We start from the raw sequence: 24104 nt of genomic DNA, 5'->3' as shown, positions 1-24104 counted from the left end.
TAAAATTTACATAAAAGATACGGTAATAAAATTTAAGTAACAAAATATAATGAGGTTGATCAGGTATATCCCGATGTGGTTAAGCGTTTCTTCAGGAATAATAAACCCTCGTTAATTTCCTGAAAGACAATACTTAATTGGTCAATTACAGCCAGATTATCAACGGGGTAATCTGATTCCATCTGCTTCAGTTTTTTTGCTACGTCCAGCATTGCCAAGGAGTTTATGGACGAGCGAAACTTATGAGAGGTCTGTCTAAAGAGTTCGTTGTCATTCCGTTCTGCCGCCCCGAACAAGGTTTGCCGGTAAGAATCAAGATCACGCCTGAACAGCTCGACCAACTCCCCTAACAGTTCGTTATCACCATCAATAAGTTCGTCCAGGTAACTCACGTGGATTATATGTGCCCCAATATTGTCTGTAGTGTTCATTGTGTTATTTCTGCTCTCCAGTGTAAGTGTAGGCACAAAGCGAGCCAGTACATTATTCAACTGGTGCATACGAATAGGCTTGGCCAGATAATCGTTCATACCAACCGCCAGACAGCGCTCATATTCACTCGCCGTTGTGCAGGCCGTCATGGCAATAATAGGTGTATGTAGTACCAATTGTTGTCGAATGGTTTCGGTGGCCGTGTAACCATCCATTTCAGGCATTTGAACATCCATGAAAATGAGAGCAAACGATTCGTTTCTCAGAATTTCTATTGCTTCCAGACCGTTATTGGCGATTACTGTTTTTACCCGATGCCCTTGTAAATAGCCTTCCAGAACGCGCTGGTTCATGACATCATCTTCTACCACCAGAACCTTTATGCTCGTCGATTGATCGTGAGACACTGCGGCTGGTATTGGCTGGGGCGGCACTGGTGTTCCGGTTACCGCCAAATCGAAGGGAATATGGACCATAAACGTGGTTCCCTGACCCGGAATGCTTTGCACACGTACAGTCTCGTTCATGAGCGTTACCAGAGGTAAATCGGCGGCAACGCTCTGTAGTATATCAGCAAGAGCAGCAGGCGCAGGTTCCAGTCTCAACAGACCTGATTTAAGGCCGGGTTTGTCCAGTAGTTCGTTGATCTGCACCAGTAGGTTATTACCTGAAGTGCAAATTTTATCTACGTACGTATAAACGTCGAATCCGGTTTTCTGCTGATACAACAATTCCCTGAATTCCACCAGTGCGTCAACTGCTTTACGGCTATCGTAGCCGATGTTTCCCAGGGATATTTCTCGTTCCGTTGGTGCCCGTTCGGTAATGATGTGTGCCTGCGTCAACTCCGTGGTCTTTTGCCCATTAGCTTCTGAGCAGTCATAGAAAGTAGCGATGGCACCAGAGAGGTAATCGCCCTCTTCGTTGTAAAGTGGCCGGGCATGCATAGCAGTAGCTCGTTTACCGGTGCTGGTCTCTACCACTAGGTCACCGACAAAGACCGCTTCACCCCGCAGGGCCCGATTCAAGGACAATTCAATCGGTTCCTGAGGTTGATCGGTGCTGGCCGGTGCTAGCCGAAGCTGCGTAACCCAGTCTGATAGCATTACGGGTTTCGTCGACGGTGGCAGGTCGATCAATTGCTGGCCAGCGCTGTTCATAAATACGATCTGTCGATCCGCATTGAGTACGACTACCCCCGCCGGGATGGTATCCAGGTATCGAGTCAGTTCTTTTTTATGCTCAATGACCTGTCTGGTAAGATTTTCCTGACGGCGTATGGTGCGGTAAAAAAAATACAGCAGGCCGGTCGTTAGCAAAAGTACTAAACCATCGACAATCGTATTGCCGGTATACATGGCCGTCAACCGCCGATGGATCATTGCCTGGAAATCGACCAGGTTACGGGTCAGCACAACCGATTGGCTGCCTGCCCGTAATGAACCAGAGGTGATCGCTTCGTAGTAGTGCCGTACTGCCAGGAGCAGCGTGATTATACCTAAAATGGCTATTGGCCATAGGTATATGATTCGATGCTGAATAGCTCTTTTCATAAAAGGGTCGATACCTGGTTTGAAAGGTGCAAACCTGTATTGATCGTAGCGAATGACTTGTCCCAATCGAAATGACCAAAAAGTCATGAGCACTATGACATGACCATATTTTTATGAAATAGTCACCTATTGTACCGTAAGTGCAAAACATCATTGCCTGCTTATTTAGTAACTGAAAAATTAAAAGAATAACTATTTATGCTAATTTTTGTCAAGATAGAGTGAAATAATAATCTTAATTGTAAAAATTATAGTTGAAATATCTAAATTGACGACTTATGGATTGTATGATAAGTATTGATTATTCAAGTAAGAAATGACAGGCCAAAATGGGCATTAGCAAAACCATATGTACTAAATACGAATGAAAGCAGCTGCATTACCTGAAAATGAGAAGGCCCGGCTTAAGGCGCTGGCAGACCATAATCTGCTGGATACGCCTGCCGAAGACATTTATGACGACGTAACCCGAATGGCATCCGAAATATGTCGGACGCCTGTATCATCCATTAGCCTGATCGACGCTAACAGGCAGTGGTTTAAGTCAAGCCAGGGATTAAAAGTGGGCGAAACGCCCCGTGAGCACTCGTTTTGTGCTCATGCTATTTTACAGCCGGACGAAATTTTTGTTGTACCCGATGCCCGGCTCGACGACCGTTTTTCGGATAATCCTCTCACGACGGGTATCCCTAATGTTATATTCTATGCGGGCGTTCCCTTAACGAGCGACGATGGTTATGCACTGGGCTCGCTCTGCGTGATTGATAGCCGCCCCCGTACCCTGACAGACAATCAGTTGCTTGCGTTGAAATCGCTCGCTCGATTAGTAAATACGCATTTCGAGTTAAGAAAAGCGAAAGCAGAACGAGACAAGCTTCAGCACGAACTCGATCAGGCCACCGTGGGTCGAAGAAACCTGCTGCGTTTTCTGGCCTATCGGCTCAAACCACTGGTAGAGCCGATGCTTAACGACATTCGGGCCTTATCGGGCACTAATCCCCAGCCTAACCAGGTCACACACCTGCAATCGCTCGAACAAACAGGTCGGGCGATACAGGGGATGTTGGATGATCCGGAACTGTTTAAAAACCAGTCGTGAGAAAATAACTTAGAGCGTATCGTCCCAGAAGGTGGCAATCATTTCCAATACCTCATCGACCGATTCGGCCACCAGCAGCAGCTGACGGTTTTCAGCTTTCAGAAAACCGTCAGCGACCATGCGGTCGAGTTGCTGAAGTATAAGATCGTAATAGCCGTTGGTATTAATAATAGCAATGGGCCCTTCGTATAACTTGAGCTGCCGCCAGGCCAGAATCTCGAACAGTTCGTCGAGCGTACCATAACCGCCGGGGAGCGCAATAACCCCTTTTGCCAGTTGTACCATGCGGTATTTGCGCTCGTGCATGGTCTCTACAAAGTGAATTTCGGTAAGGGTGTTGTGCGCGACTTCCAGATCGGCCAGAAAATTAGGGATGACCCCCGTCACTTCACCCCCGCTTTGCAGCACGGCATCGGCCACGTTACCCATCAGGCCGAAGCCACCGCCCCCGTAAATGAGCCGGATATTACGGGCAGCCATTTTCTGACCGAGTTCGACGGCCACCTCATTATAAACAGGATTCACGCCGAGACTCGACGCGCAGTAAACAACAATGCTTTGAGTTGCCACAAGTTTGCTTGGTTTGTAGGGTAGCGTTACGGCTAAAGGCCGGTTACCAATTTCTCCGCCAACACATTCAGTTCCAGACCGCCAAATGAACCGGAGCTCATGAGAAGAAATACATCGGCTGCGTTATGCTGCTCAACCAGATAGGCCTGTAGTTCACGGGTGTCGGTGAAGACACGCAGCTTGGGTCGGTCGAAGGCGGCAATGACATCGTCGGGCGTGATCGGTTCGAGTCGTTTAACGGCAAACGTATGGGCGTCGAAGTAAACGATCGCTTCGTCGGCCGCATCCAGGCATCCCTTGTACTGATCCAGAAACGCCCGGTTCAAACTACTGAATGTGTGTAGTTCAACAGCCGCCAGTAGTTTCCGGCCCGGATACTGTCGCTTAACAGCTTCGGTGGTCGCTTCGACTTTGGAAGGCGCGTGGGCAAAATCACGAAACAGGATTCGGTTTCCGGCGCTGGCTACTTTTTCCAGCCGGCCGGCCGCCCCTTTGAAGGTTGGAATCGCTTCGTAGAACTGGGTGTCTGTAATGCCGATACGATCGAGCACGGTCATTGCTCCGGCAATATTTTTCATGTTATGCTCACCAAACAGGAGCACTGGAATCCGGCTTTTCTGTTTCGTGAGGAGGTACGTCTTCCCATCAACAATTTCGTTGGGATGCGCTTCGTAGGGAACCTTGGTAATATCGGCACGCTCTTTCTGACCGATAATGTCGAGCATATCGTCGGTCTCATCAAAGATCAGAATACCCGCTTTTGGCATGCCTTCGGCCAGCAGTTCAAACTGGTGAACATATTGATCCCAGGTTGGGTAGATGTTGACATGGTCCCAGGCAATACCACTGATTAGCGCAATGTGCGGTTGGTAATGCAGAAACTTGGGTTGTGTATCAATGGGGGAGGAGCCGTATTCGTCACCCTCAATGATAATGACGGGTGCGTTGAGCGATAGCTTCGCCATCGTTTCAAACCCGTCGATCTGCGCGCCAACGAGGTAATCGAACGTGCGGTTGTGATACTTCAGCACGTGCAGGATCATGGCCGTGATCGTTGTCTTGCCATGGCTGCCGGCAATGACTACCCGCTGTTTCTGCTGGCTTTGCCGGTAAATATATTCAGGATAGGAATAGATGGGCAATCCCAGCACCTGGGCTTCGATCAGCTCCGGATTGTCTTTTCGGGCGTGCATACCAACGATAACCGCATCCAGACCCGCGTGAATAGCGGCCGGAAACCAGCCCATTTCGGCGGGGAGCAGGCCGTGCTGTGCCAAACGTGTTCGGGATGGTTCGTAGATCTCGTCGTCGGAGCCGGTAATGATATACCCCTGCTGCTGGAGTGCCAGGGCGAGATTGTGCATGGCACTGCCGCCGATGGAGATGAAGTGGATGGCCTGAGGCATTCAGAATATTTGTCGTGTCGAATCACAAAAGTACGACGTATTTCGGGAGTATTAAATTTCGATCATTTCCGAATCAAACCCCCCTCTTTTTCGTTGACTAACTTGCAATCAGACTTTACTTGGAAAGAACCGGTAGAGTTGCCATTTTCGCGCCTGTTTTTCTAATAACCACAAACCCTAATTTATGCGTCGTACGTAGGGATGAAGACATACTATGACCTGATTGATCAGACATTCGAATTCCCTACGCGGGAGTTCAATGTTGAGAATAATGAACTGATGTTCAACAACGTCCCTTTGATGGACATTGTCAAAGAGTATGGTACGCCCCTTAAACTGACGTACTTACCGAAAATCACCGAGCATATCGAACATGCCAAACTGCTGTTCAGAAATGCCATGAAACGGTATAACTACAAGGGAAACTACACGTACTGCTACTGTACGAAATCATCCCACTTCAAGTTTGTCCTCGAAGAAGTACTCAAGAATAACGTTCATCTCGAAACCTCTTCTGCCTACGATATTCCTATTCTGAGGGAGTTGTATAAGTCCGGGAAGATATCAAAAAGCACCTACATCGTTTGCAACGGCTATAAACGACCGCTGTATACGCAGTACATCAGCGAACTCATCAATGAAGGATTCGTTAATTGTATTCCGGTACTCGACAACCTCAAAGAAATTGAGGCCTATGAGAGTTCGGTAACCGCTGAGTCCGTCAACTTTGGTATTCGTATTGCCACCGATGAAGAGCCTGCCTTCGACTTTTACACGTCGCGGCTGGGCATCCGCTATAGCGATGTCAATGAATTGTACCGGAGCAAAATTCAGCCTAATGAGCGGTTCAAGCTCAAAATGCTGCATTTTTTCATTAACACCGGTATTAAAGACAGTGCCTATTACTGGAGTGAACTAAGCCGGTTCATGTACAAATACTGCGAACTGGCTAAAATCTGCCCTGATCTCGACTCGATCGATATCGGGGGCGGTATGCCTATCCAGACCTCGTTCCAGTTCACGTATAATTACCAGGCCATGATCGACCAGATCGTGGAAAGCATCCAGTGGATCTGTAACAAGAACAACGTACCGGTGCCGAACATCTTTACGGAGTTTGGCTCATTTACGGTGGGCGAGAGTGGCGCGGTTATTTACCGGGTAATCGACCAGAAACTACAGAACGATAAAGAGCTGTGGTACATGATCGACGGGTCGTTCATTACCCAATTACCCGATTCGTGGGGGCTGGGCCAGAAATACATTATGCTGTCGGTCAACAACTGGGAAAATCCGTACCAGAAAGTCAACCTCGGTGGCCTAACCTGCGACTCACACGATTTCTACAATACCGAAGCACACAGTGCCGACCTATACCTGCCCATTTTTGACCAGGAAGCCGAGGACCAGTACATTGGACTGTTCCACACGGGTGCTTACCAGGAATCACTGGGCGGCTACGGGGGGATTCAACACTGTCTGATTCCGGCCCCGCAGCACGTCATTGTCGACAAAGACGATGAAGGCAACTTGCGGACTCGTTTGTTTGCACCCGAGCAAAACAGCGAAGTGATGCTCAAAATTCTTGGCTATGGCGGTGCCGAACCCGGAATGACCGAACTGGAAGCTACCGAAGCGGCCGAAGAGCGGGAAGAAACGGAAGAGGCCGAAGCCGAAGCAATTGTGGCAAGGTAGTTGCTCTTTTTAGCGAACACCATCCGGTTGTTGGTTAAAAAGAGTTTATCGGTAGACTCACTGTTTTTCAGGAATCATGTACCGTTTTATTATCTATATTCGTTTAATAGACTGATAATTAAGAAAAAGACGCTAACGTATTCATGAAAAAGCTACTGATTTTTGGTGCTGTGCTGGCGACCCTGTCGCTTGGATCATGTTCCCGCAAGAGTTCGTGTCCGGCCTACGGGAGCGTACAGAAACCCGCGTCGGCGCAGGTTCGGGCGTAAGAAACGAACCGATTTGTTGAAAAACGACTACCAGCTCCTAGGGCTGATAGTCGTTTTTTTTATGCCTGCGCGAGTACGAACCGCGACGCTTCGAGCAGGTTTGGCGCAAAGCCGTCGCACTCGGGTGTAGGATGAACTGTTTCTGCAATACGTACGGTACGAACGCCAACACGTTTGCCAGCCTGCATATCGCGCAGGGCATCGCCAATCATCCAGGACTCGTCGGGGAGAATATTGTATTTGGCGATTGCCTTTTCCAGCAACAGTGAGTCTGGTTTGCGGGTAAGCGAATGGCTATCGTAGGCGGGATGATGCGGGCTGTAGTAAATGGCGTCGATCACGTGATCACACTGGTCCTGTAGATACTGGTAGCAGGCCATCACATCGGCGCGCGTGTATAGACCCTTGGCAATGCCCGCCTGATTGGTAATGACGATCAGCAGATAGCCGGCCTCTTTTAATGCGCGCAATGCTTCAGGAACGCCTTCTGGAATGATGAAATCTTCGACCCGATAGACATAATCTGTTCGGTCTTCATTCAATACGCCATCACGGTCTAGGAATATGCACTTGTTCATCAAGGAAGTCGTGTTCTGTTTCAATAGCAATTGTACAATTTTTTAAGCACCTTTTTGTAGTATTACGTGATAAATAGTAATGAAACTTAGGGAGCGGAAAGAATTTCGCGCTCACCGCCAATTGTAGTATCCTGGCAGTGAGCGCGCATCAACGTAAGGTTCACTCAACTACAGAGCCAAATCCTGTAACCGTTGTTCCAGAGCCTGAATTTTGGCTTCGGCATCGGCAAGTTTCTGTCGCTCGCGGTCTACCACATCTGGTTTAGCATTGGCGACAAACCGCTCGTTCGACAGTTTTTTCAGGGTTGATTCCCGAAAACCAATCTGGTACTCCAGGTCCTTGCGCGTGGCTTCCAACTCCTGCTCCACGTCGATCTCGCCGGCAATGTCGACAAAGAACTCATCGCCTTTGATCAGGAACGATAACCCACCCGATTTTTCATCGACGTAGTTGATGGACGATACATTAGCCATTTTTTGAATCAGCGATTCGAGTGTCTGGAACGGTCCCGGCTGGCTGGTTTTAATGGACAGCGGCAAGGCGGTTTTCGGCGAGATCTGCTTGGCATTCCGAATATTGCGCACGTTGGAGATAACCTCGAACAGCGTCTCGAAACTGGTCAGGATCGACATATCGATGGCCCCCGGCTGCGGGAACGGAGCCACGCAGATACTCTCCCCGTGTTTGCGCTCCCGAATCTCCTGCCAGATCTCTTCCGTAATGAATGGCATGAAGGGGTGCGCCAGGCACATGAGCCGCTCGAAGAAGTTGATCGTTGCTTCGTACGTAGCCCGATCGATGGGTTGAGCCGTTCCGGTGGCCGTATCGAATGCGGGTTTGATCAGTTCTAGATACTGCGAACAGAAATCGTCCCAGATTAACTTATAAATAGCCTGCAACGCATCGGAAATACGGAACTTGCTGAAATCGTCTTCGATCTGCGTCAGCGTTGCGTTTAGCTTGGCCTCGAACCATTTCAACGGCAAATCCGCTTTCTCCTCTCTCTCTCCTCCGTTCTCCGTTCCTGCATCCTCCTTTCCTGCATCTTCAAGCGTCCAGCCTTTTACCAGCCGGAAGGCGTTCCAGATCTTGTTGCTGAAGTTACGCCCCTGCTCTACCAGCTTCTCATCGAAGGGCAAGTCGTTACCGGCGGGGGAGCTGAAGAGCATGCCCGTACGAACGCCATCGGCCCCGTACTGATCGATGAGGTCGAGCGGATCGGGCGAGTTGCCCAGCGACTTGGACATTTTACGTCCCTGCTTGTCCCGGACAATACCGGTCAGGTACACATTTTTGAACGGCGCTTCTCCTTTGTATTCGTAACCGGCAATGATCATCCGGGCCACCCAGAAAAACAGAATTTCCGGTGCCGTAACGAGGTCATTGGTTGGGTAGTAGTAGTCGAGATCGTTTGGTCCGGCTTTAGGATCACTGGGGTCGCCCGATGGCAGAAAGACCGACATAGGCCACAGCCACGACGAAAACCAGGTATCGAGTACGTCTTCGTCCTGCGTCAGGTCGGCCTCGGTCATGGCGAAAAGCAGCTTCTCGTGCTGTACCTTCTCCAGCGCTTCGTGCTTATTGCGGGCTACAATGATGGTTCCGTCCTGCATGTAAAAGGCCGGAATACGCTGACCCCACCACAACTGGCGGCTGATACACCAGTCATGCACGTTCTCCATCCAGGACCGGTACATATTCTTGAACTTGGGCGGATACAGCTGGATAGTGTCATTCATCACGTTTTCCAGCGCTGGTTTTGCCAGCTCTTCCATTTTCAGGAACCACTGCAACGATAGCTTCGGCTCGATCACGGCGTTGGTCCGTTCCGAGAAACCAACGTTCGACTTGTAGTCTTCAGCTTTTTCCAGATTACCCGCTTCTTCGAGCAGCTTGATAACCGCTTTCCGGGCCGCAAACCGATCCTGACCAATCAGGATCTGTGCTTTCTCGTTCAGCGTCCCGTCGTCGTTGAGGATATCCAGTACGGGCAGGTTGTGCTTGATGCCGAGGGCGTAGTCGTTCGGGTCGTGGGCAGGCGTCACTTTCAAACAGCCCGTTCCAAAATCCATCGTCACGTATTCATCCGTGATAATTGGAATCTCCCGGTCGATGAGGGGGATAATGGCTTTTTTGCCGTGCAGGTGTTTATAACGTTCGTCCTCTGGATTGACCGCAATAGCAGCATCGGCCATGATCGTCTCCGGCCGAACCGTAGCGATGGTGATAAACTCGTTGGGCTGTCCGGCAATGGCGTAGCGGATATACACCAGCTTCTGCTGAACCTCTTTGGTAATAACCTCCTCGTCAGACACGGCGGTTTTTCCCTGCGGGTCCCAGTTGACCATGCGAACGCCCCGGTATATCTTGCCTTTTTCGTAGAGGTCGACAAATGTGTCGATCACGGCGTCGTATAGAACGGGTTCCATCGTGAAGCGCGTGCGGTCCCAGTCGCAGGAAGCTCCGATCTTACGGAGCTGCGACAGAATGATGCCGCCGTACTTTTCTTTCCATTCCCAGGCATAGGCCAGAAATTCGTCGCGCGTCAGGTCTTTTTTGCTGATGCCGCGTTCGGCCAGCATGGCTACGACTTTCGCTTCGGTAGCAATACTGGCGTGGTCGGTACCCGCAACCCAGCACGCGTTTTTGCCTTCCATACGGGCTTTGCGGACCAGCACGTCCTGAATCGTGTTGTTAAGCATATGGCCCATGTGCAACACGCCCGTCACGTTCGGGGGCGGAATGACGATGGTATACGGCTCGCGCTCGTCGGGTGTCGATTTAAAAAACTGGTTATCGAGCCAATACTGATACCATTTAGCTTCAATTTCCTGGGGTGCGTATGTCTTTGAGATCATTCGAAGTGAGCGGGCCGAACCCGTTTGGAGTGCAAAAATAAACCCGTCTCGGGAAATACCGGACGGGCTGCTGATAGGAATCGTTCACGCACGCGTTTTAGTCCGGCCAATAAGGCTCCACCACGGGGCGACCGGCACCTTCGCGCTCGTCCATGTCCTGAGCGGGCATCACACGATGGTTGGTAACCTTCCTGCCATGACGCTCCAGTCCCATAGCCAGTTTTTCCACAATACTTACTAAAACTTGCTGATCCCTATTAAGTATAGCTTCAACAGACCCACTGGCTTCCACAGTTCGCTTATTATCGAATCAGGTTAGTTCAGAACGGGAGGGCATACGATGGATTTTCAAACAAATATGCCGTAATTTTACTTGCAATGCTACTTCATCAGCACGCTCATGGACTTCGGTAAAACACATAACCTTGACGTAGTTAACTTCGCTTTGCCACCCGGCGCGCCGTCAAATGCACGCATCTGGGCTGCTGTCGAACCCTCGTCCCGACCCCAGATTTATATTGGCGGACCCGTATGGGCCAATAAAGACTACGTAGGCAAGGTGTACCCTTCCAACGCGAAGGAACGTGACTTCCTGCACTACTATACCCGGCAGTTCAATACCATCGAACTCAATCTGACCCACTATCAGATTCCAACGGCAGGGATGATCGAAAAGTGGCGGGCCGAAGCAACTAATGGGTTTACGTATTGCCCTAAATTTCCGCAGGCGATCAGCCACGAACGTCATTTGATTGCTTCCGAAGCCTTAACCGAAGAGTTCGTGAATGCGGTGCTGGGGTTGGAAGAACACCTGGGCATGACTTTTTTACAATTGCCTCCCACGTTCGGGCCTGATAAATGGTCGGTGCTGGAAGCTTATCTGAAAAGCCTGCCTGATGAGCTGGACGTGGCCGTCGAATTCCGGCACCCCGACTGGTTCAAACCCGTTACGGGTATGCAAACGCTGGAAGGACTTTATGCACTCCGTCGCCATACGGTGATTACTGACGTGGCGGGTCGGCGCGATGTGTTGCACATGGGGCTGAGCAGCCCGGTTCTTACACTTCGCTTCGTTGCCAATGAAGGGCACCCGACCGATTACGCCCGAGCGGATGCCTGGGTACAGCGGCTCAAAACATGGTTTGAAAAGGGCCTGCAAACGGCGTATCTGTTCATTCACGGCGGGGGCGACAACGCTACGGCTCCCGAACTGATTCTCTACTGGACCCGTGAACTAAACAAACATTGTGGCCTGAATCTGCGCGAGCCGGTATTGCAGCCCAAAGTGGTTCAGGGAAGTTTGTTTTAACCGTATATTGCCGATATGAACTACCGCGAGCGAATCATTTCCGACCATCATGTCATGCTGGGTAAACCAGTTGTAAAAGGTACCCGACTAACGGTTGAACTACTTCTTCGGAAATTGTCTGAGGGAGCCACAATAGACGATCTGTTAACGATGTACCCCAACTTACAAGAAGCCGACGTATTAGCTGCGCTGTATTATGCATCGAACGTATTAGCGAATGAAGAAGTCATTATGCTGAATGCAGCATGATAATGGCTGACGAGAATCCGGTATCATTTCAGAGAAACAGCTGTTATGAAAGAAATACTGATAAAGTTGTTATCAGAGCGCTTAGACAAGCTGGTCGGTTGTTTTACTACGGTCACAACGCAAAAGCTGAGAACGCGCCGGATTGATCTGTGATCGATCAGGCGACCCAAAGTGGTGCAGGGAAGTTTGTTTTGATACGTCTGTCAGACCCATTACCTTTGCAGCATGAACATCACAAAAACAGCACTACATCATCATCGCGTTCGGCCATAGCAGAACGGGGTGCCTTTGTTTTTGTGATTCGGATCGATTGATTCACACAGTTATATACGAAGCCCGGTTCTGCCAAAGAGCCGGGCTTTTTCTTTATGAAAACGGTCATCATTAAATACAACGCGGGCAACGTACAATCGGTGATGTACGCCCTGGAACGGCTCGGTGCCGGCTACCTGCTCACCGACGACGAAGCTGAAATCCGCTCGGCCGACAAGGTTATTTTCCCCGGCGTGGGCGAGGCCAGCACGGCTATGGCCTATTTACGCCAGCGTGGCCTGGATAAGCTTATTCCCTCCCTGAAACAACCCGTGTTGGGTACCTGCGTCGGTATGCAGCTGATGTGCCGTCATTCGGAAGAAAACAATACCGACTGCATGGGTATTTTCGACATCGATGTCCGGCGGTTTCCGGCCAACGCTACGCTGGGCGACACCCGACTTAAAGTGCCACACACTGGCTGGAACAGCATCCACGATCTGCGCGGGCCGCTAACGGCTGGCCTGCCTGAGAACGCCTACGTATACTTCGTGCATAGCTATGCCGCCGATGTCTGCGATTACACTACGGCTACCTGCGACTACGTCAGGCCGTTCAGTGCTATGCTTCATCGCGACAATTTTTACGCAGCCCAGTTCCACGCCGAAATCAGCGGTGACGCTGGCCAGCGGATTCTGGAGAACTTTTTAACTCTGTAACCTGGCTGGGCGGACAAGTCCGCGTCCGGTCTATATCATTCAATTACCAGCGGACAGGATGTCCGCGTTACGTATGCATATCATACCCGCAATCGACCTCATCGACGGCAAAGCTGTCCGGCTTACGCAGGGCGACTACCGTCAGAAAACCGAATATAATGCTCGTCCGCTGGAAGTAGCCCAGCAGTTTGAAGGCGCTGGCTTAACGCGTCTGCACCTGGTGGATCTCGATGGTGCCCGTGAAAAACGGGTCATCAACTGGAAAGTGCTCGAATTGATCGCATCTAAAACCAGCCTGCATATCGATTTTGGCGGTGGCGTCCAATCGGACGATGATCTGCGGATGGTGTTCGAGTGTGGCGCTAAGCAGGTAACGGGCGGCAGTATTGCCGTGAAACAGCCCGACGTACTGGAACGGTGGTTTTCGCAGTTTGGGCCCGAAAAGATTATTCTCGGTGCCGACGCCAAAAACGAGAAAATTGCCGTCAGCGGCTGGGAAGAAGGTACCGACGTCTGGATCTACGATTTTCTGGAGAAGTGGGTCGATACGGGTGTTCGCTACATCATCAGTACCGATGTAGCCAAGGACGGTCTGTTACAGGGCCCGTCATTCGATCTGTATCGCAACCTGCAGGATCGTTTTCCTGACTTGAACATCATTGCCAGCGGAGGTGTCAGCAACATGAGCGACATCGAGATGCTGGCCGACATGAATATCTACGGCGTCATCGTGGGCAAAGCGATATACGAGGGGCGGGTAACGTTGAAGGAGTTGTATGCCATTAGTCAGCAATGAACGGGGACTATACCATCGACACCGATAAGACCAGGCTGGATGTTCCTTTAATCCAGCAGTTTTTGAGCCAGGAATCTTACTGGGCGCAAAACGTACCACTCGACGTAGTGGAACGGTCGATTGCCAATTCGCTTTGCTTTGGTGTCTATCAGGGCGATAATCAGGTTGGTTTTGCCCGTGTCATTACGGACCAGGCTACGTTTGCTTACCTCTCCGACGTATTTATCCTACCCGAACATCGCGGGAGAGGACTATCCAAACAATTGATAGAGACGATCTCGAACTGGCCGTCTTTGCAGGGGCTGCGCCGGTGGGTGCTGGCTACCCGCGATGCCCATACCCTCTATGAACAGTTTGGCTTTACAGCCCTCGACAAACCCGAAATCTTCATGCAGCGCAAGCTGATCGAACGATACTAACATGCTGACAAAACGCATCATTCCCTGCCTCGACATCAAAGACGGGCGCACCGTAAAAGGGACTAACTTTATTAACCTCCGCGATGCGGGTGATCCTGTAGCCCTGGCCGCGATCTATGCCGAACAGGGGGCCGACGAACTGGTTTTTCTGGATATAACCGCAACGGTCGACGAACGGAAGACGCTGATCGATCTCGTCCGAAACGTCGCTCACACCATCAATATTCCCTTTACGGTTGGGGGCGGTATCTCATCGGTGGCCGACGTATCAGCCCTGCTCAACGCAGGTGCCGACAAGATCTCGATCAACTCATCGGCGGTGCGCAATCCCGACCTGATCAACGAACTGGCGCTGGAGTTCGGTAGCCAGTGCATCGTCGTGGCTATCGACACGCGCTTTCTAAACGGCGAACACATCGTTCATACCCACGGCGGTCGCAAACCAACCGAGTTGCGCACCATTGCCTGGGCGAAAGAAATAGAAGAGCGGGGCGCGGGTGAGATTCTACTGACCTCTATGGATACCGACGGTACCAAAGCGGGCTTTGCCATTGAGTTGACGGCTCAGATTTCAGCCTCGGCCAATATCCCCGTCATTGCGTCGGGAGGAGCCGGGACGATGGACCACTTCGTCGACGTCTTTACTACTGGTCAGGCCGACGCCGGGCTGGCTGCCAGTATTTTCCACTTTAAGGAAATAGAAATTCCCGCGCTGAAAGGTTATCTGCGCGGGAATGGTATTGAAATGCGGATTTAAGGTAATTAGAATTTAAACCCCAGGTCGAGGCTCAACACCCGGTTTTTAGAGACTAGCTGGTTTTCCCGGGCAACGTTGATCAGACCACGCTGATAACTTACGCCCATATTAAAGGCGTTTGTCTGGTTAATCTTGTATTGAACACCCGTGCCGAGCAACAGCTCGATATCGCCAAAACCATACTGCCGCCGGTCGCCACCGCTTTGTGCCGCATAGAGGGCATTACGTTCGGTTTGAAGCGCTTTTTCGGCAACTTTCAAACTCAGTAAGCCACCTGTTTGTACGTACAGCCGGATGCCGGGCGAAATATTATTGGCAAATAATTTCACCGTTGCCGGCACTTGCAGGTATTGTAAATTGTAGATGGACTCTTTGTAGGGCATGCCGGGAATAAACCGCGTTTCGCCAAAAGAGCCGGGCATCTGAAAACCTGATCGTTTGATGGTATACCAAAGCCCCGTGCTTAGGGCGTAGCGGTCCTTGAAGAAAAAATAATCCAGCGTTGGGCCAACGCTCATCCGAACAGCTGCACCATTATTTTGAAATCCGGCGTATGTTCCAATTCCTTCAGCCGTGTTCTGATTGAGGGAAGGTGCAAACCGAATGCTCATTTCGATGAGGTGGTTCGGGCGTGCATAGTCTGGACCCGTGCCGTTGTAGGAGTCGTCGGTTTGTTGCCGTCGACGCCGACGTTTACGGTCATCGTCATACTCCTTTTGGTTCTGGTCCCGCTCGTCATAGTTGTCGCCGAGGATTTTACGGAACCGGCTATCCGATTCTTTTGAATAAGCCGTTTTAGGGCGATATACCTTGGGACGGGTCACATTCGACTGAGCGTAGACTGACACCAGGGCCAGTAACGTCAAAATCAGGCTGATCCCTGCAACTTTTTTCATAATTTTGCACGTTTTCAATATAGAAAACCGGTGATTTTCATGCGACTATACATAGCCCTGCTTGGGCTTTTTTGTTCTTTTTTACTGGTTTCGTGCGGTAAACACGAAGATTTAGCAATTCAGCGGCTCGACCAGCAACTGTTTGCCGCTAAGTCGACCGACAGTATCCGGGCGTTTCTGAACGAGAACCCCGCTGTATCTCAATTGTACTTTAACGCGAATGGAGCCGGAAATGATACGGCTCTTATCCATGAATTGACCAACCGGGTTAGCAATCCAGCGCTGAACGAACTTAACCGGCAGGTCCAGGCTGAGTTTGGTGATCTTACCAATCTTAACAGCCAGCTCTCTGAAGCTTTTGCCAACATCCGAAAAGACTTCCCAGACTTCCGAACACCCAGGATAGCTACCGTTGTCACGGGCTTTATGGGCCCCGACCTGCTTGTTACCGATAGCCTGATCGTGATAGGCCTCGATTATTTTGCCGGACCCACGGCAAAATTCCGTCCACGGGGTCCACAATATCCGCAGTACATTTTACGACGATACCAGAAAGAGTACATCGTGCCAGCTATCGTCTTTGCCATATCCGACAAATTCAATGCGACTAATCGGGCTGATCAAACTATGTTGGCCGATATGGTATACTATGGCAAAAGCTATGTCTTTACAAAAACCATGCTTCCCGACGTGGCTGATAGTCTGGTGATCGGATACTCAGACACGCAATTGACCGAAACGTTTAATGCGCAGGACATTGTTTGGGCGCATTTTATTGATAACCAGTTAATCTATCAAACTAATCCAGCTATAAAAGACCGATATTTGAACGAACGGCCCTTTACCGCTGAAATTGGGCAGCGCTGCCCCGGTGCGATCGGACGCTGGGTGGGCTGGCGGATTGTTGGCCGCTACCACGACCAGCATGATGATGTTGGCATTACCGATTTGATGAGAAACAGTGACGCCCGGCAGATTTTTGAGCAGTCGGGCTATAAAGGACAAAAAGAATAAAAGACGTGGTTTCGGTGGTGTGTTGATGTGGTGTCAGGTTCTCAAACCTGACACCACGTCAACACACCACCGAAACTCAACAACCATCAGACGTACAGATCTGAAAGCACTAACTAATGGCACGAGGACGAAATTCTGGCACAGAAGCCAACGAAGAAGATAAAAAGAAATTGAACCGCGACAGCCTCAAGAAGGCAATCAGCATATTTCGGTTCGTAAAGCCGTACCGTATAAAGTACATGATCGGGTTTGCGTTCCTGATCCTGTCGACCGGTACAACCATGAGCTTCGGGTTACTGATTGGGCAGATCACCAGCGTAATTCAGGGGAAATCGGCGTTCTCGCTCAATCAGGTCACTTTGTTTTTTGTTGGTGTGCTTATCGCGCAGGCCATCTTCTCCTTCTTCCGGATCTACTTCTTCTCGCAGGTGAGCGAGCGCGCCATGGCCGATGTGCGCCGGGCTACCTATAGCAAAATCATCACCCTGCCAATCCCGTTCTTTGAGCAACGGCGCGTGGGCGAACTGACTAGCCGAATATCGGCCGACGTATCGCAGTTGCAGGATGTGCTGACGCTGACACTGGCGGAGTTATTCCGTCAGGTTGCTACACTGACTATTGGAACGGCCATTATTTTCTACGTCTCCTGGAAACTGACGCTGTTTATGCTGGCTACCTTTCCCGTCATTATCATTGCCGCAATCGTATTCGGCAAATTTATTCGGAAGCTATCCAAACTGGCGCAGGATCAGCTGGCAACGGCCAATGTCATCGTTGAAGAGACATTGCAGTCGGTAAACATTGTTAAGGCGTTTACCAATGAAAAACTGGAAATCAACCGCTACGGAACGGCCCTGCAACAGGTGGTAAACACTGCTTTGCGGGCGGCCAAATTCCGGGGTGTGTTCGTGTCGTTCGTCATTTTCGCGCTCTTCGGCGGTATCATCGGCGTGGTCTGGTACGGAGGTTCGCTGGTATTATCCAACGAGATGCCTTTCGCCGACTTGCTGACCTTTATTGTCTACACAACCTTCATTGGTGGCTCGGTAGCGGGCATGGGCGATCTGTATGCCCAGTTGCAGAAGACCGTTGGTGCGTCCGAGCGCATCCTCGAAATCCTTGGCGAAACATCGGAAGTGAACGCAACAGAAGAGGTACCGTTGTTTGTGCCGGTACAGGGCCACGTCCGGTTCGAAGACGTCCGGTTCTCGTACCCGTCCCGTCCCGATATAGCGGTACTCAAAGGCATTTCGCTCAATGTGGCGGCTGGCCGTAAGATTGCGCTGGTTGGACAGAGTGGGGCCGGCAAATCGACCATTGTGCAATTGCTGATGCGGTATTATCAGCTTGGGGGTGGTAAAATTACTGTCGATGACCGCGATCTGGCCACCTTCAACGTGACGGAGCTTCGGAAGAACATCGCCGTTGTGCCGCAGGAGGTGATGCTTTTCGGCGGCACGATCCAGGAAAACATTCAATATGGTAAAGCGGGCGCCACCGAAGCCGAAGTGCGCGAGGCTGCCCGCAAGGCCAACGCCCTCCAGTTTATCGATTCGTTTCCGGAGGGTCTACAGACGATCGTGGGTGAGCGGGGCGTGAAGCTATCAGGCGGACAGCGGCAGCGGATTGCCATTGCCCGCGCTATTCTGAAAGATCCGGCTATTCTGGTGCTGGACGAAGCAACGAGTTCACTCGATGCCGAGTCGGAACGGCTGGTGCAGGAAGCGCTCGACGAACTGATGCAGAACCGCACCACCATCATCATCGCGCACCGGCTGGCAACGATCCGTAAGGTCGATATGATTTACGTAATGCGTGAAGGGCAGATCGCCGAAACCGGCACTCATGATCAGTTGGCCATGCAGGAAGACGGCATCTACGCCAATTTGGTCCGGCTGCAATTTGAAACAATAGAGTAGAGACGCAACCCTTTGCGTCTCACATGCGTCAGCCCACCACATGCGCCAGCCCTCGTCTCACGCACGTGACAGGCTGACACATGTGGTAGGCACGTAACAGGCTGACGCATCAAGAGAGGCACGTGACAGGCTGACGCATCAAGAGACACACGTGACAGGCTGACGCATCATGAGACGCAAGGGGTTGCGTCTCTACAATCAGGTATTTTATGACACCAGCTGCTCAAACTTTAAAAGAATTTAAACTCCGACATACAAACGGTCGGGAGGAGGTACTCGACCTGTTCATCAATGCCGGTCATGCGCTGGCACACAATGATGTCGAGAGTGGCCTGGGCCCTGATCATGACCGCGTCACGATTTACCGTACCCTGCGCACCTTTTTAGATAAAGGCCTTCTCCACAAAGTCCTCGACGATGAGGGGGGTACGAAATACGCCCTCTGTCGGGAAACCTGCGCCGATGGACATCATCAACACGATCACGTTCATTTCAAATGTGAGCATTGTGGACAGACAACCTGCCTGGATCACGTCAGTATTCCATCTGTAGCCCTACCCGAAGGCTACAGCCGCAAAGAAACTAACCTGCTCATTCAGGGCGTATGCCGGGAGTGCAGTAAATAATAGCCCGATCAATGTCGGCAATGAATTCATTCGCAGCTATCCAGCCGCGCTACGTATGCCCCAAACCACCTTCCATCAACGTCAGGAACAGTTTAGTCTCGCCGAAGCAGCGGCCCAGCGCCAACACAATCAGCTTGCGTTCTGGCGACTTGTCTGGTTCATCGGCAGCGTAGCGATCATCTGGCTTCTTATTCGGCTGGACCAGCAACTGGCGGCCGTAGCGACGTTGATCATTGGCAGTATCGGTTTCCTGATTCTGCTCAAAAAACACCAAGCCATCCGGTATAAGCGGGATTTAGCGCATCAGCTCGCCTATATCAACCAGGACGAAGCGACCCGGCTGGAACGCCGGTATATGCGGCCTCAAACGGGCGAGCAGTTTATCAGCCCAACGCATTTCTACGCCGGTGATCTGGATGTCTTCGGCAAGCACTCTCTTTTCCGGCTGCTGAACCGGACGCATACCCACAAAGGAGAAGATCGGTTGGCGAACTGGCTCCTGGCTCCGGCGGGTTCAGATGCGGTACAGCTCCGGCAGCTGGCCGTTGCTGAGCTAGTACCCCAACTGGAATGGCGGCAGCAGTTCGAAGCACTCGCTTATCTGGAAGAAACCATTGGCCGGTCGCCGGATGCGCTCGTTCAGTGGGCTACGAACCCGGTCTCACCGCTGCCCGGATACCTGAAAATTGTCCGCTATCTTTTTCCCGCTATTACACTCGGAATTTTTATCGCCTGGCTCACGGGCTATGTGCCGGGTCTCGCGGTGATTGCGGCTCTGGGCGTTCATGGCTTCGTACTGAGCCAAACGGTAGCCCGTGCGAAAGAAGCCAGTGAGCAAACACATGAGATTTCGGTGGCACTCCGGGCGTTTCAGGGACTGTTTCGACAGGCCGAAGGGTTAACGGGTGATGCGGTGCGGATACGGGCCATCCGGCAGGCGCTAACCGCCGGAGGACGTCCGGTATCGGATGTGGTTGGTCAACTGGCGAAACTGACCGAAGGGCTGAATTTTCGACGTAATCCGTATTTCGCGCTCCTGTTCGGAATAGCTACCCTGTGGGATGTGCAGTACCTCTTTGGGCTCGAACGGTGGAAGAACCAGTACGGTGCCAACATCGCGCAGTGGCTGGAGGCACTTGGCGAACTGGAAGCATTGAATAGCCTGGCCGGGTTTGCCTATGCCCACCCGACTTACACAACGCCCGACGTTACCGACGGCCAGCTGACGCTCGATATCACATCGACGGCTCATCCGCTTCTGCCACCCGGACGTAGCGTTGCCAACTCGTTGCAGTTGGTTGGTGCCGGGCAAACGGTATTGATCACGGGTTCCAACATGTCGGGGAAAAGTACGTTTTTGCGGACAGTAGGTGCCAATATAGTGCTGGCGCTGGCGGGTGGCGTAGTAAGTGCGAAACAGTTTCGGTGTTCGCCGGTACGGGTCTTCACCAGCATGCGTACGCAGGATTCGCTGGAAGAGAGTACATCCTCGTTCTACGCTGAATTGAAACGCCTGCAAACGCTCATTGGCCTCTCGAAACAGACCAATACGGTACCCGTTCTGTATTTTCTGGATGAGATCCTGAAAGGGACTAATTCGGCCGACCGGCACCGGGGCGCAGAGGCCCTCATCCGGCAACTCCACAGAACCTCTGCGTCGGGTTTTGTTTCTACCCACGATCTCGAACTGGGTCAGCTGACCGATGCCAGCGATTTCGTCCGCAATTTTCATTTCCAGTCGGACCTGGTCAATGGCGAACTGGTGTTCGATTACAAACTGCGGACGGGTATCTGCAAAAGCTTTAATGCCAGCCAGTTGATGCGGGCTATCGGAATCGAGGTAGGAGAGCACTAAGCGTCGTTAAAAAAACAGCCAGTGCCACCGCACCTTCGGGCCGATTTGCAGGGTTGGAGCTGGAATCTTTACGTATTTCAATAAGCCGACGACTAGTTTAGCCGCAGCACTGCGTGGTTTAAATAGCTTCACCAGGTTAACATCTGGAGCAAGATACCACTCATGTCGGCCTCCGAGGCCATCGTGCTGTAGACTCCACGTCTCGGCCTCCAGGCCCATACCTACCGAAATCTGTAGCCAGTCGGGCCAGGCTCGCTGCCAGCGGGTGCTACCGAAATGTTCGGGCGAAAATGAAAGCCAGTAGGTCTGGTTCAGGTAATCGTCGATAGACAGGCGTTGTACCGGAATACCACGTTCCATAAAATATTTGGGCGTTCGCTGCCAGTAACCAGCCTTCCACTGAGCGTCGTTCAGGAAGCGTGACTGGTTCCGGACCATTGGCCAGAATCCACCGATCGTACCCGCTGCCACATCGCGCCAGCTGAAGCCGTAGGTAGGGGAGTAAGCATCTTTCAGTTCGATGCTCCATTGAACAAAGGCGGCTGAACCCAACGCCAGCCACGCGGCTTTGTGCTGGGTCATACCTGCCCAGCGGAAGGCGTTGTAGTACGTGTCGGAAATAAAGACGCCACCGGCAAAGTGAGCTACCTTGTCGAGGCCACTGGCATATGTCCGGTCTCGTCCACCATCAACATGAAACGGTATTCCCCGGCCATTCCACCATGTTCTTTCCAGGTAAACATAGGTAGCCCCCAGCGTGAGCAGCGATGAACTGCCAACAGCCCATAAGCGGGCCGCCTTTGCTTGCTTCGCTTGAGGAAGGCTGTCGGCGTCGGCTATGGGGTGTATAGGTTCTGGATAGACCTGTGCCCGTAGGGAATCGGGCAAAGCAGTCGCGGCAAGCAACCCGATAAGGAGTAGCGTTTTCAAGAATAAACGATTCAGAGTGTTACGGGTAGCGACAGCAGTTAATAATAGAACTACGTTGAGGCCGAAATAGATAGCGGTAAAAATATGCTTTTTTATCTACGCTGAGTCCAAAACAACCCGTCGTTACGCTTGTTAGAATCGCGGGAGGTCGTATATTTGCTAATGCGAAAATAGTATGCACGCATACTATTAATGAACGACCAATGGAAATGACACAACAAAAAAAAGCCTTCCCGATTGGGAAGGCCGACGTAAAGGTGGTGGTGATGGACGGAATCGAACCGCCGACACAAGGATTTTCAGTCCTTTGCTCTACCAACTGAGCTACATCACCTAAACGTGGGTGCAAAAGTAGATTTAGTTTAGACACCTTACAACAGCTTTTAAGAATTAATTTTCCTGACTGCATCAATCAAACTAGTAGTGTATTGATAATCAGGCAAAACAACCTCAAAAAAATGGAGATTGTACAGCAAATTTTATTTGTAGCAGCCCTGGCCTTTACCGCCTGGTATATCACAAAACGGGTTCGGCTCATTAGCCGGGCCATAAATCTGGGTCGTCCCGAAGACCGAACCGACCATGCGGGTGAGCGCATGAAAACGATGTTGCTCGTCGCTTTTGGTCAGAAAAAGATGTTTACCAATCTTCTGGTAGGCGTCATGCACTTCGTCATTTATGCGGGCTTTATCATCATCAATCTGGAGATACTGGAGATTATACTTGACGGTGTTTTAGGAACACACCGGCTCTTTGCGCCCTACATCACGCCTGTTTACCCTATTCTGATCGATGTGTTCGAGGTACTGGCCTTTGGCGTGCTGGCCGTTTGTGTGGTGTTTTTAACGCGTCGGTATGTAGCCAGGGTAGAGCGTTTACAGGCCGAACGGCACCGCGAACTGCTTGGCTGGTCTATTCCTGATGCTACGATCATTCTGGTCGCCGAAATCGTGCTGATGATTGCCTTCCTGACCTGGAACGCATCAGACAGTGTGCTGCGGGATCGGGGTATCGGCCACTATGGCGAGTTACAGGGCTTAGTCCCTGATTTTATCATCAGCCAGTTCCTGAAACCACTCTTTAGCGGTTTCAGCGACACGGCACTGGTAGCTTACGAACGTCTGTCCTGGTGGCTGCACATCCTCGGAATTCTGGCCTTTGCGGTTTATGTGACTTACTCCAAGCACCTGCATATTGCGCTTGGCTTCCCTAATGTTTACTTCTCTGATCTACAGCCAAAAGGCGAGATGCAGAATATGCCCGAAATTACAAAGGAGGTTCAGCTGGCGCTCGGTTTGCCGCTGACAACGGATCCGGACGGATCTCAGGCCAATGACAATGGTGATCAACCGGCAGAAGTAGGTCGGTTCGGGGCCAAAGATGTGGAGGATCTGAAGTGGATCAATCTCATGAATGCCTACAGCTGCACGGAGTGTGGACGCTGTACGGCGGCTTGCCCGGCCAATATTACCGGCAAAAAACTATCGCCCCGTAAGATCATGATGGACACCCGCGACCGGCTCGAAGAAATTCAGCAGGGGTGGAAAACCAACGGGCCTGACTACCGCGACGAAAAGTCACTGCTCAACGATTATATCACGGCTGAAGAGCTGAACGCCTGTACCACCTGCCAGGCCTGCGTAATGGCCTGCCCAATAAATATCAACCCACTGGACATCATTTTGCAACTGCGTCGGTACCGGGTTATGGAAGAGTCGCAGGCACCTGCTTCCTGGAATGCTATGTTCAGCAACATCGAGAACAACATGGCTCCGTGGAAATTCTCGCCAGGCGACCGTTTCAACTGGGCCGATCAGGTAAATGAACCCGTTAAATAAAAGCACCATGTTAGGCCATTGTCAGCGTATAAACTGGCAATCGACGATCGATAACGTATTTTAT

At 51.2% G+C, this 24104-nt stretch carries 21 protein-coding genes and 1 tRNA gene; 14 read left to right on the top strand and 8 right to left on the bottom strand.

What is annotated here, in order from left to right; translation table 11 throughout:
• Window positions 1–59: 59 nt before the first annotated feature.
• Entirely contained in the window at window positions 60–1985 is a 1926-nt protein-coding gene (locus FH603_RS08710; protein ID WP_186737078.1) for a response regulator, read from the bottom strand.
• 364 nt (window positions 1986–2349) lie between these two features.
• On the opposite strand from FH603_RS08710, the gene FH603_RS08705 reads away from it, so the two are divergent.
• Window positions 2350–3084: a GAF domain-containing protein gene (locus tag FH603_RS08705; RefSeq protein ID WP_186737077.1), complete on the top strand. Its 735-nt coding sequence runs from the start codon at window positions 2350–2352 to the stop codon at window positions 3082–3084.
• Between the two features lie 9 nt (window positions 3085–3093).
• Here FH603_RS08705 and FH603_RS08700 read toward each other — a convergent pair whose 3' ends face one another.
• Both FH603_RS08700 and FH603_RS08695 read right to left on the bottom strand, forming a co-directional pair.
• Complete coding sequence (locus FH603_RS08700; protein ID WP_186737076.1) at window positions 3094–3654, bottom strand: LOG family protein; 561 nt, start codon at window positions 3652–3654, stop codon at window positions 3094–3096.
• A gap of 32 nt (window positions 3655–3686) precedes the next feature.
• Window positions 3687–5060, bottom strand: coding sequence for a UDP-N-acetylmuramate--L-alanine ligase (locus tag FH603_RS08695; RefSeq protein WP_186737075.1), 1374 nt, complete (start codon window positions 5058–5060; stop codon window positions 3687–3689).
• Window positions 5061–5261: 201 nt separating this feature from the next.
• Here FH603_RS08695 and FH603_RS08690 point away from each other — a divergent pair, with 201 nt between their 5' ends.
• Together FH603_RS08690 and FH603_RS28935 are read left to right on the top strand one after the other, a co-directional pair.
• Window positions 5262–6755, top strand: a complete 1494-nt coding sequence (locus FH603_RS08690) for a type III PLP-dependent enzyme domain-containing protein (protein ID WP_186737074.1) — start codon at window positions 5262–5264, stop codon at window positions 6753–6755.
• Between the two features lie 143 nt (window positions 6756–6898).
• The gene (locus FH603_RS28935; protein WP_262891301.1) at window positions 6899–7024 is read left to right on the top strand and encodes a hypothetical protein; all 126 of its coding nucleotides are present in this window, start codon (window positions 6899–6901) and stop codon (window positions 7022–7024) included.
• A gap of 59 nt (window positions 7025–7083) precedes the next feature.
• Here FH603_RS28935 and FH603_RS08685 read toward each other — a convergent pair whose 3' ends face one another.
• Together FH603_RS08685 and FH603_RS08680 are read right to left on the bottom strand one after the other, a co-directional pair.
• Window positions 7084–7602, bottom strand: a complete 519-nt coding sequence (locus tag FH603_RS08685; RefSeq protein ID WP_186737073.1) for a D-glycero-alpha-D-manno-heptose-1,7-bisphosphate 7-phosphatase — start codon at window positions 7600–7602, stop codon at window positions 7084–7086.
• Window positions 7603–7770: 168 nt separating this feature from the next.
• Entirely contained in the window at window positions 7771–10461 is a 2691-nt protein-coding gene (locus FH603_RS08680; RefSeq protein ID WP_186737072.1) for a valine--tRNA ligase, read from the bottom strand.
• A gap of 400 nt (window positions 10462–10861) precedes the next feature.
• On the opposite strand from FH603_RS08680, the gene FH603_RS08675 reads away from it, so the two are divergent.
• The 6 genes from FH603_RS08675 (at window position 10862) to hisF (ending at window position 14962) form a co-directional block, all read left to right on the top strand.
• On the top strand, window positions 10862–11770 hold the full coding sequence (locus FH603_RS08675) for a DUF72 domain-containing protein (RefSeq protein ID WP_186737071.1): 909 nt from the start codon (window positions 10862–10864) through the stop codon (window positions 11768–11770).
• A 15-nt stretch (window positions 11771–11785) separates the two neighbouring features.
• Window positions 11786–12019 (top strand): DUF433 domain-containing protein, encoded by a 234-nt coding sequence (locus tag FH603_RS08670; protein WP_186737070.1) that lies wholly within the window; start codon window positions 11786–11788, stop codon window positions 12017–12019.
• 368 nt (window positions 12020–12387) lie between these two features.
• Complete coding sequence (hisH, locus tag FH603_RS08665) at window positions 12388–12990, top strand: imidazole glycerol phosphate synthase subunit HisH (protein ID WP_186737069.1); 603 nt, start codon at window positions 12388–12390, stop codon at window positions 12988–12990.
• A 73-nt stretch (window positions 12991–13063) separates the two neighbouring features.
• Window positions 13064–13786 (top strand): 1-(5-phosphoribosyl)-5-[(5-phosphoribosylamino)methylideneamino]imidazole-4-carboxamide isomerase, encoded by a 723-nt coding sequence (hisA, locus tag FH603_RS08660; RefSeq protein ID WP_186737068.1) that lies wholly within the window; start codon window positions 13064–13066, stop codon window positions 13784–13786.
• Complete coding sequence (locus tag FH603_RS08655; protein ID WP_186737067.1) at window positions 13783–14205, top strand: GNAT family N-acetyltransferase; 423 nt, start codon at window positions 13783–13785, stop codon at window positions 14203–14205. Before hisA ends, FH603_RS08655 begins: the two co-directional genes overlap by 4 nt.
• A 1-nt stretch (window position 14206) precedes the next feature.
• Entirely contained in the window at window positions 14207–14962 is a 756-nt protein-coding gene (hisF, locus tag FH603_RS08650) for an imidazole glycerol phosphate synthase subunit HisF (RefSeq protein WP_186737066.1), read from the top strand.
• Window positions 14963–14967: 5 nt separating this feature from the next.
• On the opposite strand, the gene FH603_RS08645 is transcribed toward hisF, so the two are convergent.
• Window positions 14968–15858, bottom strand: coding sequence for a porin family protein (locus FH603_RS08645; RefSeq protein WP_186737065.1), 891 nt, complete (start codon window positions 15856–15858; stop codon window positions 14968–14970).
• A gap of 39 nt (window positions 15859–15897) precedes the next feature.
• Between FH603_RS08645 and FH603_RS08640 the strand changes: the two genes are divergently transcribed.
• The 4 genes from FH603_RS08640 to FH603_RS08625 all read left to right on the top strand — a co-directional run bounded on the left by FH603_RS08640 (window position 15898) and on the right by FH603_RS08625 (window position 21272).
• A complete protein-coding gene (locus tag FH603_RS08640; protein ID WP_186737064.1) occupies window positions 15898–16872 on the top strand; it encodes a gliding motility protein GldB-related protein in 975 nt (324 codons plus the stop codon).
• Between the two features lie 116 nt (window positions 16873–16988).
• Window positions 16989–18791: an ABC transporter ATP-binding protein gene (locus tag FH603_RS08635; protein ID WP_186737063.1), complete on the top strand. Its 1803-nt coding sequence runs from the start codon at window positions 16989–16991 to the stop codon at window positions 18789–18791.
• A 209-nt stretch (window positions 18792–19000) separates the two neighbouring features.
• On the top strand, window positions 19001–19417 hold the full coding sequence (locus FH603_RS08630; protein ID WP_186737062.1) for a Fur family transcriptional regulator: 417 nt from the start codon (window positions 19001–19003) through the stop codon (window positions 19415–19417).
• A 55-nt stretch (window positions 19418–19472) separates the two neighbouring features.
• Window positions 19473–21272 (top strand): MutS-related protein, encoded by a 1800-nt coding sequence (locus FH603_RS08625; protein ID WP_186737061.1) that lies wholly within the window; start codon window positions 19473–19475, stop codon window positions 21270–21272.
• A 6-nt stretch (window positions 21273–21278) separates the two neighbouring features.
• Here FH603_RS08625 and FH603_RS08620 read toward each other — a convergent pair whose 3' ends face one another.
• Together FH603_RS08620 and FH603_RS08615 are read right to left on the bottom strand one after the other, a co-directional pair.
• On the bottom strand, window positions 21279–22202 hold the full coding sequence (locus FH603_RS08620; protein WP_186737060.1) for a DUF2279 domain-containing protein: 924 nt from the start codon (window positions 22200–22202) through the stop codon (window positions 21279–21281).
• A gap of 258 nt (window positions 22203–22460) precedes the next feature.
• Window positions 22461–22536 (bottom strand) — tRNA-Phe (locus FH603_RS08615).
• Between the two features lie 124 nt (window positions 22537–22660).
• On the opposite strand from FH603_RS08615, the gene FH603_RS08610 reads away from it, so the two are divergent.
• The gene (locus FH603_RS08610) at window positions 22661–24040 is read left to right on the top strand and encodes a 4Fe-4S dicluster domain-containing protein (protein WP_186737059.1); all 1380 of its coding nucleotides are present in this window, start codon (window positions 22661–22663) and stop codon (window positions 24038–24040) included.
• The last annotated feature ends 64 nt before the right edge of the window (window positions 24041–24104 follow it).

The sequence above is a fragment of the Spirosoma utsteinense genome (assembly GCF_014282275.1).
GTDB lineage: Bacteria > Bacteroidota > Bacteroidia > Cytophagales > Spirosomataceae > Spirosoma > Spirosoma utsteinense.
Note: the sequence above shows the minus strand (reverse complement) of the source record. Positions and strands in the feature narration are given on the sequence as shown.

Excerpts from the sequence above, each read along its gene's own strand:
- FH603_RS08710 (WP_186737078.1), bottom strand. The coding sequence starts at position 1,985 with ATGAAAAGAGCTATTCAGCATCGAATCATATACCTATGGCCAATAGCC.
- FH603_RS08705 (WP_186737077.1), top strand. The coding sequence starts at position 2,350 with ATGAAAGCAGCTGCATTACCTGAAAATGAGAAGGCCCGGCTTAAGGCG.
- FH603_RS08695 (WP_186737075.1), bottom strand. The coding sequence starts at position 5,060 with ATGCCTCAGGCCATCCACTTCATCTCCATCGGCGGCAGTGCCATGCAC.
- FH603_RS08690 (WP_186737074.1), top strand. The coding sequence starts at position 5,262 with ATGAAGACATACTATGACCTGATTGATCAGACATTCGAATTCCCTACG.
- FH603_RS28935 (WP_262891301.1), top strand. The coding sequence starts at position 6,899 with ATGAAAAAGCTACTGATTTTTGGTGCTGTGCTGGCGACCCTGTCGCTT.
- FH603_RS08685 (WP_186737073.1), bottom strand. The coding sequence starts at position 7,602 with ATGAACAAGTGCATATTCCTAGACCGTGATGGCGTATTGAATGAAGAC.
- FH603_RS08680 (WP_186737072.1), bottom strand. The coding sequence starts at position 10,461 with ATGATCTCAAAGACATACGCACCCCAGGAAATTGAAGCTAAATGGTAT.
- FH603_RS08675 (WP_186737071.1), top strand. The coding sequence starts at position 10,862 with ATGGACTTCGGTAAAACACATAACCTTGACGTAGTTAACTTCGCTTTG.
- FH603_RS08670 (WP_186737070.1), top strand. The coding sequence starts at position 11,786 with ATGAACTACCGCGAGCGAATCATTTCCGACCATCATGTCATGCTGGGT.
- hisH (WP_186737069.1), top strand. The coding sequence starts at position 12,388 with ATGAAAACGGTCATCATTAAATACAACGCGGGCAACGTACAATCGGTG.
- hisA (WP_186737068.1), top strand. The coding sequence starts at position 13,064 with ATGCATATCATACCCGCAATCGACCTCATCGACGGCAAAGCTGTCCGG.
- FH603_RS08655 (WP_186737067.1), top strand. The coding sequence starts at position 13,783 with ATGAACGGGGACTATACCATCGACACCGATAAGACCAGGCTGGATGTT.
- hisF (WP_186737066.1), top strand. The coding sequence starts at position 14,207 with ATGCTGACAAAACGCATCATTCCCTGCCTCGACATCAAAGACGGGCGC.
- FH603_RS08645 (WP_186737065.1), bottom strand. The coding sequence starts at position 15,858 with ATGAAAAAAGTTGCAGGGATCAGCCTGATTTTGACGTTACTGGCCCTG.
- FH603_RS08640 (WP_186737064.1), top strand. The coding sequence starts at position 15,898 with ATGCGACTATACATAGCCCTGCTTGGGCTTTTTTGTTCTTTTTTACTG.
- FH603_RS08635 (WP_186737063.1), top strand. The coding sequence starts at position 16,989 with ATGGCACGAGGACGAAATTCTGGCACAGAAGCCAACGAAGAAGATAAA.
- FH603_RS08630 (WP_186737062.1), top strand. The coding sequence starts at position 19,001 with ATGACACCAGCTGCTCAAACTTTAAAAGAATTTAAACTCCGACATACA.
- FH603_RS08625 (WP_186737061.1), top strand. The coding sequence starts at position 19,473 with ATGCCCCAAACCACCTTCCATCAACGTCAGGAACAGTTTAGTCTCGCC.
- FH603_RS08610 (WP_186737059.1), top strand. The coding sequence starts at position 22,661 with ATGGAGATTGTACAGCAAATTTTATTTGTAGCAGCCCTGGCCTTTACC.